The sequence below is a fragment of the Lentibacter algarum genome (assembly GCF_040580765.1).
GTDB classification, from domain to species: Bacteria; Pseudomonadota; Alphaproteobacteria; order Rhodobacterales; family Rhodobacteraceae; genus Lentibacter; species Lentibacter algarum.
The window spans coordinates 256,259-272,119 of record NZ_CP158687.1; the positions used below are offsets into that span (position 1 = coordinate 256,259).

Genomic DNA, 15,861 nt, shown 5'->3' on the forward strand with positions numbered 1-15,861 from the left:
CTGGATTCCGGGGGTCGGGTGTTGCTCATAGCGTGCCTCCACCTTCGCCTTTGCCAGCTTGCTTGGTGATTTCGGAGTGGTTCTGGACCATACGGCGCAAAACCTCCTCCTTGGGACCAAAGCTGAGAACACGGCCTTCTTCGAGCATCAGGAGGATGTCGCACTGCTCGATTGCCGCGGGTCGATGGGCCATGATCAGGACGGACTTACCTTCTTTGCGGAAGGTTGAAATGGCCCGATTGAGCGCTTGGCTGCCGTCATTGTCGAGGTTGGAGTTCGGCTCATCAAGGATCAATACAACGGGGTCTCCGTACATGGCACGCGCCAAGCCGATCCGCTGAATCTGTCCGCCTGACAACCGTCCGCCATTTGCCGAAACTTTGGTGTCATACCCGTCAGGCAAAGCGACGATCATTGCATGAGCATCTGCACGTTGCGCAGCTTTTACAACTGCGGCGGCATCAGGCGCCAGTGAAAGGCGGGCAATGTTTTCGGCTATCGTCCCTTCAAAAAGCTCGACGCGCTGGGGCAGGTACCCGATGAGGTCGCCTAGAATGGTGGGATCGTATTGATCAAGGGCCGCGCCATCGAGGCGAATTTTGCCGCCTGCTGGACGCCATGCGCCGGTGAGTGCGCGGGCAAGGGATGACTTGCCTGCGCCTGATTTTCCGATCACGCCGACCGCTTGGCCAGGCTTGACTGTGAAGTTAACCACCTTGAGCGAAGCCTGAGCTTCGCCGGGAGGCACAACCGTGACTTGGATCACTTCCAAAAGAGCATTCGGGCGCGGAAGGGGCATGCGCGTATGCTCTGGGGGAACGTCTGATAGCAATTGAGCCAAGACTTGCCACCCTTTGCGGGCGCGAGCGAAAAGTGGCCAATGGCCAATGCTCATCTCGATCGGAGCGAGAGCGCGGCCCATCAGGATGGAACCCGCGATCATCGCACCTGGCGTGAGCTGATTTTGCAGCACGAGGTATGCGCCGAGGCCAAGCATGGCGGACTGGAGCAAGAGGCGAAAGGCTTTGCCTGACGTTGTGAAAACTCCGCTCAGATCCGCTGCGGTCATATGTTCTGACAAAGAGGCCGTGCGGGCCTTTTGCCAGCGCGCGAATGCAGATGCGCGCATCCCCATCGCTTCGATCATTTCGGCTTCGGAGCGAATCTGCTCTGACAAAATTTCGGCATGGGCGACCGCGCTGTTGGCACGGTTTAGCGGACGGCGTGTGGCCAAGAGATTTGTAAGGGTCAGTACGATCAGAAGGGCGCCGCCGACAATGGCAAGATAGCCCAACCATGGGTGGAACAGGAATATCCCAAACAGGAAAAGCGGTGCGAAGGGCATGTCAAAAAGGGCCATGAGCGCGGGGGAGGTGAGCAAGCGTTGCACTGCTTCCAGATCGCGCAGGGCCAAGGCCGTTTCGTCCTGATGGCCGAGGGCATTTTTGCGCATAACGGCGTCAAAGACACGCTTGTCTAGACGCGCCTGAAAACGCGCGCCAGCGCGTGCCATGATCCGCCCGCGGGCATAATCAAGCAGGCCCATCATCGTATATAGGAAGACCACAAGGGCGGTGAGCGCGAGGAGTGTAGCGACGGAGCGCGAGCCAAGAACGCGGTCATAGACCTGCAGCATATAGAGCGGGCCCGTGAGCATCAGCAGGTTTACAAAGGCGCTGAACAAGCCTGCGGCCCAAAAAAGAGCGCGCGACTCACGCCGTGCCGCGCGTAACTCTTCAAAGCCGAACTGGTTACTGGGTACTTTCATGCGCACTTCATACGCATAAACCCTTATGGAATCCTCAAATCACGCGTATTATCGCGCATTTGAGGCGTTGGCCTGTTTCCAAACTGCCACATATTCGCAATAACAAAGTAGACTGGTTGGGCTCAGGGCTCAGATGTCATAGATGGGTAAGATGGATTTGAGTGGGGAGTTTGCGTTGCAAAAGGGATTTTTGAAACCTGTTGCACTGATTGCCGTGATGGGATTGGCTGCCGCCTGCACAAAGCGGGATGCGGCGCTGGACCCGTCCGTTGTATTTGACCCCTATGTTGAGACCAATCGCAACAATCATGAATTCAACAGAGCCGTGGATCGCACATTCGTGCGGCCTGCGAGCAAAGGCTATGTGAGCATTGTGCCCAAGCCTGTGCAAAGTGGCGTCAGTAATTTCTCTTCCAACCTGTCGCTTCCGGGAACGATTGTGAACAACGTGCTCCAAGGGCGCATTGGAGAGGCTGGGCAAAATACGCTGCGCTTTGCTTTGAACACCACGCTTGGGATTGGTGGGATTTTTGACCCATCATCAGAATTCAAGCTTTACCGTGCGAAAGCGGACTTTGGCGAGACGCTGGCTGTCTGGGGTGTGGGCGAAGGCGCTTATGTTGAGCTGCCGCTGATTGGCCCTGCAACAGAGCGGGACGCAGTTGGACGGATTGTGGACCTGTTCACCAATCCTTTGACCTACATGGTTCCAGCGCCTGAAAGTTACTATGGCACGGGCGCTTCTGTGGCGGCACGCCTTGGCGACCGTGGAACTTTTGGAGATACGATCGATTCTGTTCTCTATGACAGCGCCGACAGCTATGCGCAGGCGCAAACGATTTACTTGCAAAACCGTCGGTTTGAATTGGGCCAAGCGGCCCCAGAAGCCGAGCTTGACCCCTTTGATCTGAACACAGAAGGTTTCTGATTATGCGTTTTATGACACGTCGTCACTCGATCAAACTGATGGCTGCGACTGTGGCCAGCTTTGTTCTGCCCCCCCTGTCAGCACAGGCGTTTTCTAAGGATGAAGCGCGCAGCTTGGTGGATAAGCTCGTGGGCGAGATCAACTCTGTGATTGGGTCGGGCAAATCCGAAGACGCGATGTACAAAGATTTCGAGCGTATTTTCGCACGTTATTCAGATACCGCTTATATTGCGGCCTATACATTGGGCAATGACGGGCGCACCGCCACTGCCGCGCAAAAGCGGGCTTATTCTGAAGCATTTGAGACCTATGTGGCGCGTAAGTATGGCCGTCGGTTCCGTGAGTTTATCGGCGGACGTCTTGAAGTCACGGGCGTGAAGCAAGTCAAGAAATGGTATGAGGTGAGCGCTGTCGCTTACCTGAAGGGGCAGTCGCCCTTTGAAGTGACGTTTCTTGTTTCTGATCGTTCGGGTGGGAACAAATTCTTCAATCTCTACATCGAGGGCATCAACATGCTCCTGACGGAACGAACAGAGATTGGCTCAATGCTGGACAAGCGCCGTGGTGATATTGATGCGCTGGTCGCCGATTTGAAGAACGCCGGGTAGGGACTTTCCTGACGCCGAGAGGCCGATTTGTTTATGAGTTTGAGGGTTACATGTGCAAGTTTCTTAAGGCGGCTTTGCTGGCGCTAGTGTTGGCTTTGCCACAGAGCGTTGTTGCGAAATGTGGTGACAGCTTTGCTGATTTTGTCTCGGACATAAAAAAAGAAGCGCGTGCCAAGGGCTATGATGCGGCGTTGGTCGACAGTTTTTTTGCCAACGTACGGGTTGATCGAAAAGTGCTGAAAGCGGACCGTGCACAGGGGGTCTTTCAGCTAGACTTTACCAGCTTTGCCCGCAGACTTATTTCAAATGAACGGCTCAACAAAGGCGTGATGAATGCCAAGCGCTATGATCGCATTTTTGACCGTGTGGAGCGTGAATATGGTGTGAGCCGCGGCGTTCTGCTGGCGTTTTGGGCGTTTGAAACGGATTACGGCTCGTATCAAGGGAATTTCAACACGCTCAATGCGCTGATGACACTCAGCCATGACTGCCGCCGGCCAGAGCTTTTCCGTCCGCAAGTTTTTGCGGCGCTCGAACTCTACAAGCATGGCGACTTTAGCCCGACCAAAACGACAGGGGCTTGGGCGGGAGAGATTGGCATGGTGCAGATGCTGCCTCAGGATATTATCGACAATGGTGTTGATGGTGACGGAGATGGGCATGTCTTGCTCAAGACATCTGCTGCGGATGCGCTTCTGAGCGGAGCCAAGATGCTCAAGCATCTGGGCTGGCGCGCGGGCGAGCCTTGGCTGCAAGAAGTGGTTGTGCCTGAGGAATTGGATTGGTCAAAGTCCGGACTGCGCACGCAAATGAAGGCATCTGACTGGGCAAAGATGGGCGTAAAGCCACGTGGCGGAAAGCTGGCGGGACACTTGCCCGCTTCTCTCATTCTGCCGCAGGGCCGCAAGGGACCAGCCTTTCTCGCTTATCCCAACTTTCGCGTTTATTTTGAGTGGAACCAAAGTTTCACCTATGTGCTCACAGCGGCATATTTTGCCAATCGTTTTGGTGGTGCGCCCGTGTTTGATGCGGGCCAGCCCGAGCGCGGGCTTGCAGGGGGCGATTTGAAAATTCTGCAAGAAAAGCTCGCGCGCAAAGGCTATGATGTCGGTAAGATTGACGGGATATTGGGCGCTGGTACGCGCGCGGCTGTACAGGATATGCAAGAAAAGCTTGGGCTCCCAGCTGATGCGTGGCCCACGCACCAGCTTCTCAACAGGCTTTAACTTGCGGCGGCAAAGCCTGCATCGAGCGCTGTTAGGATTGTCTGTACATCAGCAGACGTAAGCACGAGGGGGGGCGAGAGGATCACGTTTGGCCCTGAGACTCGCACCATCGCTCCGTTTTGATATGTGACCTCTTGCAGCGTGCCGATGGGCCCTTTGCCAATCGGAGCTTTGCTAGCGCGGTCTGACACCAACTCCAGTGCGCACATTAGACCATGCCCTCCACGCACATCGCCTATCATTTCGTATTTGTCTTGTAGGGCTTGCAAGCCACTGAAAAGTTCGGCCCCGCGTGCGGCGGCGTTTTCGTTGACCTTGAGGCGCTTTGTTTCGGCGAGGCACGCCAGCGCCGCAGCTGCGCCAACAGGATGGCCTGAGTAGGTATAGCCATGACCGATGGCGGCCTTGCCTGTTTTGTCTCCCTCAAAGACCTGCACGACGTCGTCAGCGATCATCACGGCGCCGAAGGGGAAGTAACCGTTTGTTATGGCCTTGGCGGTGCACATAAAGTCTGGTTTGACGCCCCAGTGGCGGCTGCCCGACCATGAACCGGTACGGCCAAAAGCGGTGATCACCTCATCGGCAATGAGCAGAATACCGTTGCGTGTGCAGATATCGCGCACGCCTGGCATGAAGCTTTTGTGAGGCGGAATGACCCCGCCAGCGCCAAGGATAGGCTCCATTATGAAGGCGGCGATTGTACCTGCGCCCTGGAAGGCGATTTCATCTTCAAGTGCTTGCAGGCAAAGCTGCGCAAGCTTTTCCGGATCTGTCTCATTGAACGGATTGCGATAGGGATAGGGCGCGGGAATATGGAAACAGCCCGCCATGAGCGGCTCATAGGCGGTCCGAAAATTGGCGTTGCCATTGACGGAGGCGCCGCCGAAGTGCGTTCCGTGATATCCCTTCTTGAGACTGAGGTATTTGGTGCGCGCGGGCTCGCCTTTGACCTTATGATACTGACGCGCGAGGCGCAGGGCGGTTTCGACTGAATCTGAACCGCCAGATGTATAAAAGGCGCGCGTCAGACCGTCAGGCTCAAAGAATTCGCGCAGTTCTTCGGACAGTTCAATGACTGCGTCGTTGGTCGTGCCACGAAAGGTGGAATAATAGGGGAGCTGCTCAAGCTGGGCTGCAATGGCATCTTTGATCGGTTGGCAGGAGAAGCCAAGGTTGACGTTCCAGAGCCCGCCGACCCCATCAACGACTTTGTGGCCGTCGACATCAATGATGCTGACGCCTTCTGCGCCGGTTACGATTGTGGGTGGATTTGCGAGGCTGTCGGCGGGGTGCGCCATGGGGTGCCAGAGTGAGCGGGCGTTCTTTTCCTTCAGGAAATTGCTGTCTTTCACGGGTCTGTCCTTTCAAGATCAAGGAGGCGCAGAGCCTCTGCATAGCTTTGGGAAGGGGCCATCACGTCAAAATGCACGGCTGGCAGGCCTAGGGCCTCTGCCCCCTTAATGTTGCGAAGCTGGTCATCGACAAAGACGCAGTCGGCGGCGGGTAGGCCTAGCTCTTGCAGAACCTGCTCATAGGCGCGCGCATCGGGCTTGAGGATGCCTGTGTAGGTCGCGTCGACGATCACCTCGAAGTCTTTGAGGAAGGGCAGCTTCTCGCGGAAGTCTGCACCGTAGAAGAGATCAAGCTCGTTGGAGAGGATGGCGAGGCGAACGCCAGCGGCCTTGCAAGCGGCAATGGTGGTGCGAAATTCGGGGCGGATGACGGCGTCAGGGTCAGCCCCGCGCGCGGCACGCACGAAATCACTCATCTCGTTCCAGTTCTGGCCTACGAGTTTGGCGACTTCAGCGGTGCGGCTTTTCCAATAGTCGCGCTCCGATATTTCGTCAGCCTGCATTGCGCGCCAGAGGGGGTCGGCCTCGGGCGCGAAGGGACCTTGCCATGTGAGCGAGCCATTGGGTAGGCCGAGCGCCTTTTCACTCAGATCATGAGTTTCAAACAGCGTACGGGAAATGACGCCACCAAAATCAAGGATAAGCGCGCGTGTATTCATGCGGCGGGTTCTTTCTGGCGATAGCTTGGAGGGAGAAAGCCGCCCATCAGCCGTGTGAGGCGTGGGCTTGCGTCCAGTAATGCTGTGCGGATGCGCGTACGGGCCTCGGGGGACATGCGCGCCGAGGGCGCGGCGACTGCGACGGCACCGATGCAGGCCTGGCTTGCATCAAAGAGAGGTGCGGCGTGCGTGTGCACATCGGTTTCAAAGGCGCTGATGGCCTCTGCGAAACCGTCACGACGAATGTCATCAAGTTTGGCCTTGATCAGTTTGCGGTCTGTGAGTGTGCCTGAAGAGAAGGCTTCTAGAGGGCGCTCAAGCGCGGCTTTGGCAAAGGACGGATCGGCGTAGGCCAGCACGACATGGCCCGAGCTTGTCGCATGAAGCGGCAAGATTTCGGCGTCATCCATTGTGACTTGGAGGCCGTGTTGGTGGGCGTAGGCATAGGCGATCGTGCTCAGGACTTCACCATGGAGGAGCGAGACATGGGCTGTTTCGCCTGTGCGCATCGCAAGATCATCCGCCACGCTTTGGGCCAGATCGCGGCGCGGAACCGTGGCTTCGCGCAGGGCAGCGAGCCGTAGAAAGGCGGGCCCAAGGCGGTATTCGCGGCCAGAATTGGTCTGTTCAACGAATCCTTGGTCCTGAAGCTCGGTGAGCATCCGGTGTACTGTTGTCTTGTTCATACCCGTTAGGCGCGCCATTTCACTCAGGCCAATATGGCTCTGAGATCGGCTGAAATAATTCAGTAATGACAAAGCTTTGGAAACAGTTCCCATGGATTTCCTTCTGGCCGAAGAGGCCGGTGTACGTATTTGAAGACAGGCTACGCTTGCTTGGCTCTTTAAAGGTGTTGACAGACTCAGTACGGGTCTGTCAATCTGTTTTAGAACCAACGGTTCAAATAATGAACCAGCACGATCAGGGAGATAACGATGCTAGGTAACAAGATTCTCGGCGGCGCTTTAGCGCTGACCATGGCCGCCATGGGCGGCGCAGCGATGGCTGAATATCCAGAAAAACCTGTGAGCTTTATTGTGCCTTGGCCTCCAGGTGATTTGGAGGATGTCCTGACACGGATGATTGCCGAAGACTTTCAGGCGGAGTACGGCGTTTCAGCGGCTGTTGTGAACAAGCCTGGCGGCGGCGGCGGGCCGTTCCCTGGTGCGATCGAGGTGGCGCAAGCGCCTGCGGATGGCTACACCATCGGCTCCTTTGTGATTGGGGTGCCTGTCGTTGGGCACCAGATCGGGATTGACGAGCTGACACCAGAGAAGTTTGACCCGCTGGGTATTTTCCTCACATATCCATTTGTCATCGCGACAAGCAAAGATGCGCCTTACTCCAATATGGACGAGCTGGCTGCTTACGCGAAAGAAAACGATGTGGCGCTCGGGCACTTTGGCGACCCGCTGACACCCACTCAGGTGACTAAAGCAATGGCTGTTACAAAGGGTTTTGAGTGGGGCAGTGACGCCGCATTTGATGCGCTCGATTGCAATACGTTGGCCTCTGGAGATGCGGATGTGATCAACACCACATTGCAGCTGATCCTTCCATGTCTTGATGATGTGAAGGTGCTCGTCTCCATCACTGACGAACGGATCAGTCTTGTTCCAGATGCGCCAACAGCTGGCGAAGTGGACCCCGAGATGAATATCGCGCTTTGGAACGGTTTGTTCGTTCACAAGGACACGCCTGCGGACGTCCGTGCGAAGATCATTGCTGTTGCTGAAAAAACAGTGATGAGCGAGCGGGCGCAAAACGTAGCCAAGGAAACAGGCGCGCTTGTGTATTGGCAGGGTGCTGATGATGCCGCGGCGCGCGTGGCACGCAACATCGAAACCGTGGCCAAAATCCAAGGTCTCTTGGAATAAGTCGACAGCAACTGGCTGGGCGAAGATTTTGCCCAGCCTTTCTGTGTCTTGGGGATCGATATGAGCAAAGATCGCAGTGAAGAAATCCGCCGCTTTGATGGACCACTGAGAGGGCAGGCGTTGTTTGCGATTGTCTTTTTGGTGGCCTCTGCTTTGCTCTTGAGCCAACTGGGGAATGAGACCAAATGGGCCAAGGGCACGCAATTCTTTGCTCAGCCGCGCTTCTGGCCTGCCGTTTCGGTGATTGGCATGGTGCTCTTTGGCGGGCTGCATTTGTGGAAGCTGCCGCGCCGCGGGTTTGAGCGGGTCGATGTCGTCGAGTGGAAAATCTGGTTTTTCGCAATTGAGTATGTGATTTGGTTTTTGGCTTATGTGATGCTTGTACCCAAGCTTGGCTACTTGCCGATGACCATCGTTCTCATGCTTACGTTATGCTACCGCCTTGGCTATCGATCGCGCACGATGCTGGGTTCGGCTGTGTTGGTCGCGCTTGCTGTTGTCGTCGTGTTCAAATCTTTCCTTAGCGTCAAAATTCCGGGTGGGGCGATCTATGAATACCTGCCAGATGCTTTGCGCTCTTTCTTCATTCTGAATTTTTGAGGCGTTTATGGATCTGATACTTTCAAGTCTTGAAATTCTGGCGCGCTGGGATGTGATGATTGCGCTTTTGGTGGGCTCGATCGGTGGCGTGCTGATCGGGGCGATTCCGGGTGTGGGCCCTGCTGTTGCGATTGCAATCTTGCTGCCTGCGACCTTCAGTCTGGACCCGATTGTGGGGCTCACGGTGCTCTTGGGGATCTATGGCTCGTCCATGTATGGTGGCTCGATCCCTGCGATCTTGATCAATACGCCGGGAACAGCGGTGAACGCGCTCACAACCTATGATGGCTACCCTATGACCACGCGAGGCGAGGCGCGGCGTGCCCTGAGCCTTGCGTACTCCTCAAGCTTTTTTGGGGGTGTGTTCTCTGTCATCTGCCTCGTTTTATTTGCCCCCGTGCTTGCCAAGATTGCGCCGATGTTTGGCAGCCGCGAGATATTTCTTGCTGCGCTTTTGGGCATCATTCTTGTTGTGGTCGCACATCGGGGCCAAAGCCTGATTGCGGCGGCACTCGCTTGTTTTGGGATATTCCTGCACACGGTTGGCCTTGAGCCCGTGAAGTATTCCAAGCGGTTTACTTTTGAGCAGTCCTGGCTCTCGTCTGGTGTTGATCTCATCGTCGTCGTCTTGGGACTCTTCGCAATTTCACAGGCTATTTTCCTGCTGCAAGGGCAGGACGAAAAAATCCGTATGACCAAGCTGCGGGGCGGGTTGTTTCAGGGCATGCGGGAGCTGGCGCGGCATCCACGAGTGGCCACGGCTTCCGCCAGCCTCGGCGTCTTGATGGGAATGATCCCAGGCGTTGGAGAATTTACGGCTCAGTTCCTCAGTTATACATATGCGCAGCGCACCTCAGAACGCCCTGATGACTTTGGTAAAGGCGCAAGTGAAGGCCTGATTGCTGCGGAGACTTCAAACAATGCAGTGCCTGCGGCAGCGATGGTTCCGCTTTTGGCACTTGGAATTCCGGGGGAGGCGCTGACGGCGATGATGCTGTCGGTGTTTTATGTGCACAATGTCGTGCCCGGTCCTCAGCTGTTCCAAAATGATATGGACTTTGTTGTAGCGCTTTATCTGGCGCTTCTGATTCTCAATGTGCTCGTGCTGATCTTTTTATTGTTTGCGACCAACCAACTCATCAAGGTTGTCAAAATCCCCAACCGTTTTTTGGGTGCTTCGATCCTGACGCTGAGTTTTGTTGGCGTCTATAGCCTGCGCAATTCCTTCACGGACTGTCTCATTGCCGCGTGTTTTGGCATCTTTGGCTTTGTTTTGAAGCGCCTCAACTTGCCTGCAGTGCCGATCGTTCTTGGCATGGTGCTGGGCGGGATTATGGAAGTGAAACTGCGCGCGGGTATGGCGCGCGTTAAAACGCCTTTTGACTTTATCGACCGCCCTGTGGCGATGATCCTCTTTATTATGATCCTCGGAGTGCTGATCCTGCACTTTCGCTACGTGTGGCAGCAACGCAAATTGCTTAAGGAGGCCAAATGGCAAGCCAAGCACAAATCGACGAGCTTCGCCGCGCAGATGTCGCGCCGCAAAGACTATTTATTGATGGAACGTGGCAAGAGGCTTCGGGAGAAGCGCTCGAAGTATGCTCCCCGATTGACGGACAAAAACTCACCACGATAGAGCGCGCGAGTGCGGCCGATGTGGACCGTGCAGTAGCGGCGGCGCGGCGCGCCTTTGAAGACGGGCGCTGGCGCGATATGCCGCCAGCAGGCCGCAAAAAAGTTCTGCATAAGATTGCCGATCTTATTGAGCAATACGCTGTCGAACTCACTGTTCTGGGCGTGCGCGACAACGGCACAGAGTTTAACATGGCGCTCAAAGCTGAGGCGGGATCGGCGGCGGGAACATTCCGCTATTATGCCGAGGCTTTGGACAAGATTTATGGCGAGGTGGCGCCGACCGCTCCAGACGTTTTGGGCCTAGTACATCACGCGCCTGTGGGCGTTGTGGGCGCGATTGTGCCTTGGAACTTCCCGCTGATGATCGGTGCATGGAAATTAGCGCCTGCACTTGCGATGGGGAACTCTGTGGTGCTGAAGCCCGCCGAAACGGCTTCGCTCTCACTTCTCAAACTGGCAGGAATTTGCGCCGAGGCGGGGCTGCCAGACGGGGTTTTGAATGTGGTCACAGGGCAGGGCGCTGTAGCGGGTGAGGCGCTGGCGCTGAGCTACGATGTGGACGCCTTGGTGTTCACGGGCTCTGGCGGCGTGGGGCGGCGCTTGCTGGAATATTCAGCGCGCTCCAATCTCAAACGCGTCTATCTGGAGCTTGGTGGCAAGTCGCCTAATATCGTTTTTGCCGATGCGCCTGATCTTGCGAAAGCCGCCAAGGTTTCGGCGATGGGGATTTTCCGCAATTCGGGGCAGGTCTGTGTAGCTGGTTCGCGGCTCTTGGTTGAGCGCGCAGTGCATGATGAGTTTGTTGCACTGATGGCGGCGGAAGCGGAAAAGCTCAAGGTGGGCGATCCGCTTGATCTTGAAACACAGATTGGCGCGGTGAACTCCATCCCGCAGCTTGAGGGCAACCTTGGCTTTGTGGAAAAGGCGCTGGCCGAGGGCGCGGAGGCAGTCACCGGCGGCGGACGGATACTGCAGGAAACAGGCGGATACTATATGGCGCCGACGATCCTGACGGGCGTTGAGCGTGGGCACAACGTGTTTCAAAATGAGGTCTTTGGCCCCGTCCTATCGGTGACGGCTTTTGACAGTGATGATGAAGCTGTGGGGCTTGCCAACGCGACAGATTATGGCCTTTCGGCGGGTGTGTGGACCTCTAACCTTAGTCGTGCGCACCGCATGGTGCATGGCATTCGTGCGGGGATCGTTCATGTGAACACCTATGGTGGATCGGACAACACTGTGCCGCTGGGTGGTGTGAAGCAGTCCGGAAATGGGCATGATAAGTCACTTCATGCGATTGAAAAATATGTCGATCTGAAGACGGCTTGGATTCAGCTTTGAGCTTGGCGGGCGCGGCAAAAGCGGCGGCGGTTTGGGGGTTTGAAAGCCCTCGGATCACGCTGGCTGCGGCGCGCGAGAATGTGGTTTATCGTCTGGACGCGGGCGAGATTTATGCGCTTCGCATGCACCGTGTGGGCTATCGCAGTGCAGAAGAGCTGCGCCATGAACTTGCGTGGATTGGGGCGATGGCGGAGGCAGGCTTGCCTGTGCCGCGGCCTGTTGCCTTGCCATCGGGGGCGCTTGTCACCGAGGTTGAAGGCCAACTTGTGAGTGTGGTCACTTGGCTCGGCGGCGCGCCGCTTGGCGCGCCTGGCGAAATGAAAAATGTACGTGACAGGCCTGCGTTTTGCCGAAAGCTCGGGGAAGCAATGGCGGCGTTGCATGAAGCGTGCGATGCGTGGCCGCCAGCGAAGGGGTTTGCCCGTCCTGCGTGGGACCGCGCTGGGCTTTTGGGGGATGCGCCCTTATGGGGGAGATTTTGGGAGCATCCTGATTTTAACGCGGTTGAGCGCGACTTGCTGATGGCTGCGCGCGCGCAGGCAGACAAGGACTTGGCCGCGCTTGAGGGTGCGCTTGACTATGGTCTCATTCATGCGGACCTCGTGGGGCAAAATGTCATGTGGGACGGGGTCAATGTGGGCCTGATTGATTTCGATGACGGGGGCTACGGCTTTCGCGTTTTTGAGCTCGCGACATTTCTTTTGCGGTATATGGATGAGCCTGATTACCCCGAATTGCGCGTGGCTCTTTGTGAGGGATACGGGGTGCGCGCAGCGATTGACCCGCAAGAGTTGCATCTATTTTTGATGCTGCGCGCCTTTACTTATCCGGGCTGGTTTATGGACCGCTCGGATGAGCCAAACACGGCTGCGCGTGCGGCGCGGGCCAATGCAACTGCGCTCAAGCTGGCGCAAGCGTTTATGGAGAGATGAGATGAGCCAACACAAAACGATCCTTATTGTAGGCACGTATGACACCAAAGATGATGAGCTTGGCTATCTGGCAAGTGTGATCCTTGCGCAAGGTGGACGCGTGGCCACGATGGATGTGAGCGTTTTGGGCGAGCCTTCAAAGCCGACAGATTACTCCAAGCATGAGGTGGCCGAAGCGGGCGGAAGCTCCATCAAGGCCGCGATTGACGGGGGTGACGAAAACATTGCGATGCAGATCATGGCGGATGGAGCCTCGGCGCTTGCCCTTAAGCTGTACCGCGAGGGAAAATTCGACGGTGTGATAGTGCTGGGCGGCTCTATGGGCACCGATCTTGCGCTTGATCTTTGCGCGGCGCTTCCGTTGGGGGTCCCGAAGTATGTTGTTTCGACAGTCTCCTTCTCTGCGATGCTGCCGCCTGATCGGCTTGCGCCTGATATTCAGATGATCCTTTGGGGGGGCGGGCTTTACGGGCTGAACTCTGTCTGCAAGTCATCTCTCAGCCAAGCTGCTGGTGCTGTGCTTGGGGCAGCGCGGGCTGTGGAAGCGCCGAACTGGGACAAGCCGCTGATTGGCATGACGTCTTTTGGCAAGACCGTGCTGCGCTATATGGTGGCTCTTAAGCCTGCGCTTGAAGAGCGCGGGTTTGAAGTTGCTGTGTTTCATGCGACTGGCATGGGTGGGCGTGCCTTTGAAGGGCTGGCCGCTGAGGGCGCTTTTGCCGCTGTTATGGATTTTGCACCGCAGGAAGTGACCAACCATCATTTTGGCTCAAACATTACCGCAGGCGCGGACCGTATGACCAACGCGGGGCGCAAAGGTATTCCACAGATGATTGCGCCAGGCTGTTATGATCTTGTTGATTTTGTCGGCTGGCAAGAGCCGCCTGCAAGGCTGGCGGGATATGAAACGCATGCGCACAATCGCTTGCTCAGTTCGGCGATGATCTCTGCGGAAGATCGTGGCGAAGTGGCTCAAGTCATCTGCAGCAAGCTTGCGCAAGCGACAGGTACAACTGAGGTTTTTCTGCCGCTTCAAGGCTGCAATGAGTGGGATCGTGAGGGGGCTCCTTTGCATGATGCCGAAGGCCTGCACCTTTTCATGGACGCGCTGCGCCAGCATATGCCCGGCAACGTTTCGGCGCAGGAGCTGGACTGTCATATCAACGATGCGGATTTTGCCGAAGCTGTGTTGGCTACCTTTGATAAATGGCTCGCAGAGGGCGTTGTGACGCGCTAATCTTGCGCGCATGGAATGGCGTGACACTGGAATTTTGCTGGCCGTGCGGCCTCATGGCGAAAGTAGCGCCATTCTTGACGTGCTCACGCCTGAACGCGGGTTACATGCCGGTGTTGTGCGTGGTGGCGCAAGCCGTAAGATGGCCCCGATTTTACAGCCAGGTGCGCAGCTTGACCTGATGTGGCGCGCACGGCTTGAAGAGCATATTGGCAGTTTTACAGTAGAGCTCATGCGCTCGCGCTCGGCACAGGTTCTGGGATCGCGTCTCGCTCTGGCGGGGCTCAATACCGTCACTGCTTTGCTGCGCTATGCTTTGCCTGAGCGGGAGGTACATTTGCCGCTCTACCAGCGCACCGAGGCTTTAATGGACCTGCTGGGGCAGGACGATATCTGGCCTCTGGCCTACCTCAAATGGGAGGTGGCGTTGCTGGAAGAGCTTGGCTTTGGGCTTGATCTGAAATGTTGTGCGGTTACAGGGGCAGAAGAAGGTCTTGCTTATGTTTCGCCCAAGACAGGACGTGCTGTCACAGCAGAGGGCGCGGGCGCATGGGCAAGCAAGCTTCTAGAGCTACCGCCTGTGCTTTTGGGAGAAGGTGATGCCGAGGATGAGGACGTGGCGGCAGGCTTGAGGCTGACTGGGTATTTTCTAGCCGAGCATCTTGCGCCAGAGCTGGGCACAAAGCCGCTTCCTGATGCGCGCGCGCGGTTTGTGAACGTGTTTGAACGCCGGATCACTCAGCCTTAAAGACCATCTCCCGGCCCTTGTCATTGCTGAGCAAAAGCGTGTCGCCCAAAACTTCAGACAGGGTCATTTCTGCGAGTGCGGCAAAGAAGAGGTTTTCCGCAGCCAAATTAGCGCAGGCCATTTTGGTTGCGCCGATCTGGCCTGCGTCAAACCACGGGTAGGGCACATTCATTGTGCCAAAGTAGCGGTTGCAGGGTGCTGTGCCGGCAAGCTTGCCTTTATCTGGGAAGCTCAGTGTTGCGCGGGCTGGGAAGGCGGCGCCGTCGATTTCTTGCAAGAGCCATATTTTTTCAGCTCCGCCATAGGCGCGAACTGTTTCGTCAGCTTGGCAGGCGGGGAGAGTTGCCAGTGTGGCGCAGAAGGCGATGGCGAAGAGGGCGCGCTTCATCCGCTTCACCTCAGTGCCAAGATCAAGTCGACAAGGGTATCCAGCGTGGATTTTGATTTGGCTTGGGCGCTTATCGGCAGCAGCTGCTGCCCAATCGCTGCTGCATAGAGTGCTTGAGCGATGTCGGGGTTGCTGACACCCGCGCGTTTGAGCAGCGCGGCGAGGTACTTCTGTCTTGCGCTGTCGATTTCGGCAAGTGCTTGGGCGACGGGTGGCGCAGATTGTGCCCAGGCCCGTATGGCCGGCGTCGTGCCCGAAGGGTCTGCCACAAGGTGAACGAATTTTTGCAGCGCTGTATGTGGAGAACTCTGGGATTCTATTTCTGCGATGAGCCCTGTCAGGGCCTCGTCTTCCCAATGCGCAAGCATATATTTGTGAAAGGCGGGCACATCTCGGAAGTGCCAGTAGAACGAGCCTTTGGTTGTGTTGAGTGCACGTGCGAGAGGCTCGGCTTTGAGGGCCGAAGGACCATTGGCTTGAAGCGCTGAAAAGCCAGCGCTGATCCAGTCTTGCTTGCTGAGACGTGCTTGGGTCATGGCTTGAAGGTACGTGAGCGTATGGTCGC

Annotated in this window: 16 protein-coding genes; 10 read left to right on the forward strand and 6 right to left on the reverse strand. The window is 56.5% G+C overall.

The window, feature by feature from the left end; genetic code table 11:
• Window positions 1-25 precede the first annotated feature (25 nt).
• Window positions 26-1,768, reverse strand: a complete 1,743-nt coding sequence (locus tag DSM117340_RS01170; RefSeq protein ID WP_089887188.1) for a type I secretion system permease/ATPase — start codon at window positions 1,766-1,768, stop codon at window positions 26-28.
• Window positions 1,769-1,943: 175 nt separating this feature from the next.
• On the opposite strand from DSM117340_RS01170, the gene DSM117340_RS01175 reads away from it, so the two are divergent.
• The 3 genes from DSM117340_RS01175 to DSM117340_RS01185 are packed head-to-tail and all read left to right on the forward strand — an operon-like array spanning window position 1,944 to window position 4,530.
• Window positions 1,944-2,696, forward strand: a complete 753-nt coding sequence (locus DSM117340_RS01175; RefSeq protein WP_245724331.1) for a VacJ family lipoprotein — start codon at window positions 1,944-1,946, stop codon at window positions 2,694-2,696.
• Between the two features lie 11 nt (window positions 2,697-2,707).
• Window positions 2,708-3,304 (forward strand): ABC transporter substrate-binding protein, encoded by a 597-nt coding sequence (locus DSM117340_RS01180; RefSeq protein WP_089888851.1) that lies wholly within the window; start codon window positions 2,708-2,710, stop codon window positions 3,302-3,304.
• 50 nt (window positions 3,305-3,354) lie between these two features.
• Entirely contained in the window at window positions 3,355-4,530 is a 1,176-nt protein-coding gene (locus DSM117340_RS01185) for a lytic murein transglycosylase (protein WP_089887191.1), read from the forward strand.
• Here DSM117340_RS01185 and DSM117340_RS01190 read toward each other — a convergent pair.
• Genes DSM117340_RS01190 through DSM117340_RS01200 form a run of 3 tightly spaced genes read right to left on the reverse strand, consistent with a single transcriptional unit; the run spans window position 4,527 to window position 7,320 of the window.
• Window positions 4,527-5,882 (reverse strand): aspartate aminotransferase family protein, encoded by a 1,356-nt coding sequence (locus DSM117340_RS01190; protein WP_089887192.1) that lies wholly within the window; start codon window positions 5,880-5,882, stop codon window positions 4,527-4,529. The two genes, DSM117340_RS01185 and DSM117340_RS01190, sit on opposite strands and share 4 nt — an antisense overlap.
• Entirely contained in the window at window positions 5,879-6,541 is a 663-nt protein-coding gene (locus tag DSM117340_RS01195) for an HAD-IA family hydrolase (protein WP_089887194.1), read from the reverse strand. The genes DSM117340_RS01190 and DSM117340_RS01195 overlap by 4 nt, the downstream gene beginning before the upstream one ends.
• Complete coding sequence (locus tag DSM117340_RS01200; RefSeq protein ID WP_089887196.1) at window positions 6,538-7,320, reverse strand: IclR family transcriptional regulator; 783 nt, start codon at window positions 7,318-7,320, stop codon at window positions 6,538-6,540. Before DSM117340_RS01200 ends, DSM117340_RS01195 begins: the two co-directional genes overlap by 4 nt.
• 156 nt (window positions 7,321-7,476) lie before the next feature.
• On the opposite strand from DSM117340_RS01200, the gene DSM117340_RS01205 reads away from it, so the two are divergent.
• From DSM117340_RS01205 to recO, 7 genes are read left to right on the forward strand one after another with little or no spacing between them, the layout of a single operon-like run.
• On the forward strand, window positions 7,477-8,418 hold the full coding sequence (locus DSM117340_RS01205; RefSeq protein ID WP_089887198.1) for a tripartite tricarboxylate transporter substrate-binding protein: 942 nt from the start codon (window positions 7,477-7,479) through the stop codon (window positions 8,416-8,418).
• A gap of 60 nt (window positions 8,419-8,478) precedes the next feature.
• Complete coding sequence (locus DSM117340_RS01210) at window positions 8,479-9,018, forward strand: tripartite tricarboxylate transporter TctB family protein (RefSeq protein ID WP_089887200.1); 540 nt, start codon at window positions 8,479-8,481, stop codon at window positions 9,016-9,018.
• A gap of 7 nt (window positions 9,019-9,025) precedes the next feature.
• The gene (locus DSM117340_RS01215; protein ID WP_089887202.1) at window positions 9,026-10,654 is read left to right on the forward strand and encodes a tripartite tricarboxylate transporter permease; all 1,629 of its coding nucleotides are present in this window, start codon (window positions 9,026-9,028) and stop codon (window positions 10,652-10,654) included.
• On the forward strand, window positions 10,627-11,994 hold the full coding sequence (locus DSM117340_RS01220; RefSeq protein ID WP_245724377.1) for an aldehyde dehydrogenase family protein: 1,368 nt from the start codon (window positions 10,627-10,629) through the stop codon (window positions 11,992-11,994). Before DSM117340_RS01215 ends, DSM117340_RS01220 begins: the two co-directional genes overlap by 28 nt.
• Window positions 11,991-12,926, forward strand: coding sequence for a phosphotransferase (locus DSM117340_RS01225; protein WP_271437331.1), 936 nt, complete (start codon window positions 11,991-11,993; stop codon window positions 12,924-12,926). The genes DSM117340_RS01220 and DSM117340_RS01225 overlap by 4 nt, the downstream gene beginning before the upstream one ends.
• A gap of 1 nt (window position 12,927) precedes the next feature.
• Window positions 12,928-14,163 carry a Tm-1-like ATP-binding domain-containing protein gene (locus tag DSM117340_RS01230; protein ID WP_354689834.1) on the forward strand — a complete coding sequence of 412 codons (1,236 nt, stop codon included), beginning with the start codon at window positions 12,928-12,930 and terminating at the stop codon, window positions 14,161-14,163.
• A 10-nt stretch (window positions 14,164-14,173) separates the two neighbouring features.
• Entirely contained in the window at window positions 14,174-14,908 is a 735-nt protein-coding gene (gene recO / locus DSM117340_RS01235) for a DNA repair protein RecO (protein WP_089887206.1), read from the forward strand.
• Here recO and DSM117340_RS01240 read toward each other — a convergent pair.
• Together DSM117340_RS01240 and DSM117340_RS01245 are read right to left on the reverse strand one after the other, a co-directional pair.
• Entirely contained in the window at window positions 14,895-15,296 is a 402-nt protein-coding gene (locus DSM117340_RS01240; protein WP_089887208.1) for an META domain-containing protein, read from the reverse strand. The genes recO and DSM117340_RS01240 overlap by 14 nt on opposite strands.
• A gap of 5 nt (window positions 15,297-15,301) precedes the next feature.
• Window positions 15,302-15,832 carry a TetR/AcrR family transcriptional regulator gene (locus DSM117340_RS01245; protein WP_089887210.1) on the reverse strand — a complete coding sequence of 177 codons (531 nt, stop codon included), beginning with the start codon at window positions 15,830-15,832 and terminating at the stop codon, window positions 15,302-15,304.
• Window positions 15,833-15,861: the final 29 nt, after the last annotated feature.

Bases quoted from the DNA above. Each gene is read 5' to 3' on its own strand.
- DSM117340_RS01170 (WP_089887188.1), bottom strand. From the start codon at position 1,768: ATGAAAGTACCCAGTAACCAGTTCGGCTTTGAAGAGTTACGCGCGGCA.
- DSM117340_RS01215 (WP_089887202.1), top strand. From the start codon at position 9,026: ATGGATCTGATACTTTCAAGTCTTGAAATTCTGGCGCGCTGGGATGTG.
- recO (WP_089887206.1), top strand. From the start codon at position 14,174: ATGGAATGGCGTGACACTGGAATTTTGCTGGCCGTGCGGCCTCATGGC.
- DSM117340_RS01205 (WP_089887198.1), top strand. From the start codon at position 7,477: ATGCTAGGTAACAAGATTCTCGGCGGCGCTTTAGCGCTGACCATGGCC.
- DSM117340_RS01200 (WP_089887196.1), bottom strand. From the start codon at position 7,320: ATGGGAACTGTTTCCAAAGCTTTGTCATTACTGAATTATTTCAGCCGA.
- DSM117340_RS01195 (WP_089887194.1), bottom strand. From the start codon at position 6,541: ATGAATACACGCGCGCTTATCCTTGATTTTGGTGGCGTCATTTCCCGT.
- DSM117340_RS01210 (WP_089887200.1), top strand. From the start codon at position 8,479: ATGAGCAAAGATCGCAGTGAAGAAATCCGCCGCTTTGATGGACCACTG.
- DSM117340_RS01230 (WP_354689834.1), top strand. From the start codon at position 12,928: ATGAGCCAACACAAAACGATCCTTATTGTAGGCACGTATGACACCAAA.
- DSM117340_RS01180 (WP_089888851.1), top strand. From the start codon at position 2,708: ATGACACGTCGTCACTCGATCAAACTGATGGCTGCGACTGTGGCCAGC.
- DSM117340_RS01245 (WP_089887210.1), bottom strand. From the start codon at position 15,832: ATGACCCAAGCACGTCTCAGCAAGCAAGACTGGATCAGCGCTGGCTTT.
- DSM117340_RS01240 (WP_089887208.1), bottom strand. From the start codon at position 15,296: ATGAAGCGCGCCCTCTTCGCCATCGCCTTCTGCGCCACACTGGCAACT.
- DSM117340_RS01185 (WP_089887191.1), top strand. From the start codon at position 3,355: ATGTGCAAGTTTCTTAAGGCGGCTTTGCTGGCGCTAGTGTTGGCTTTG.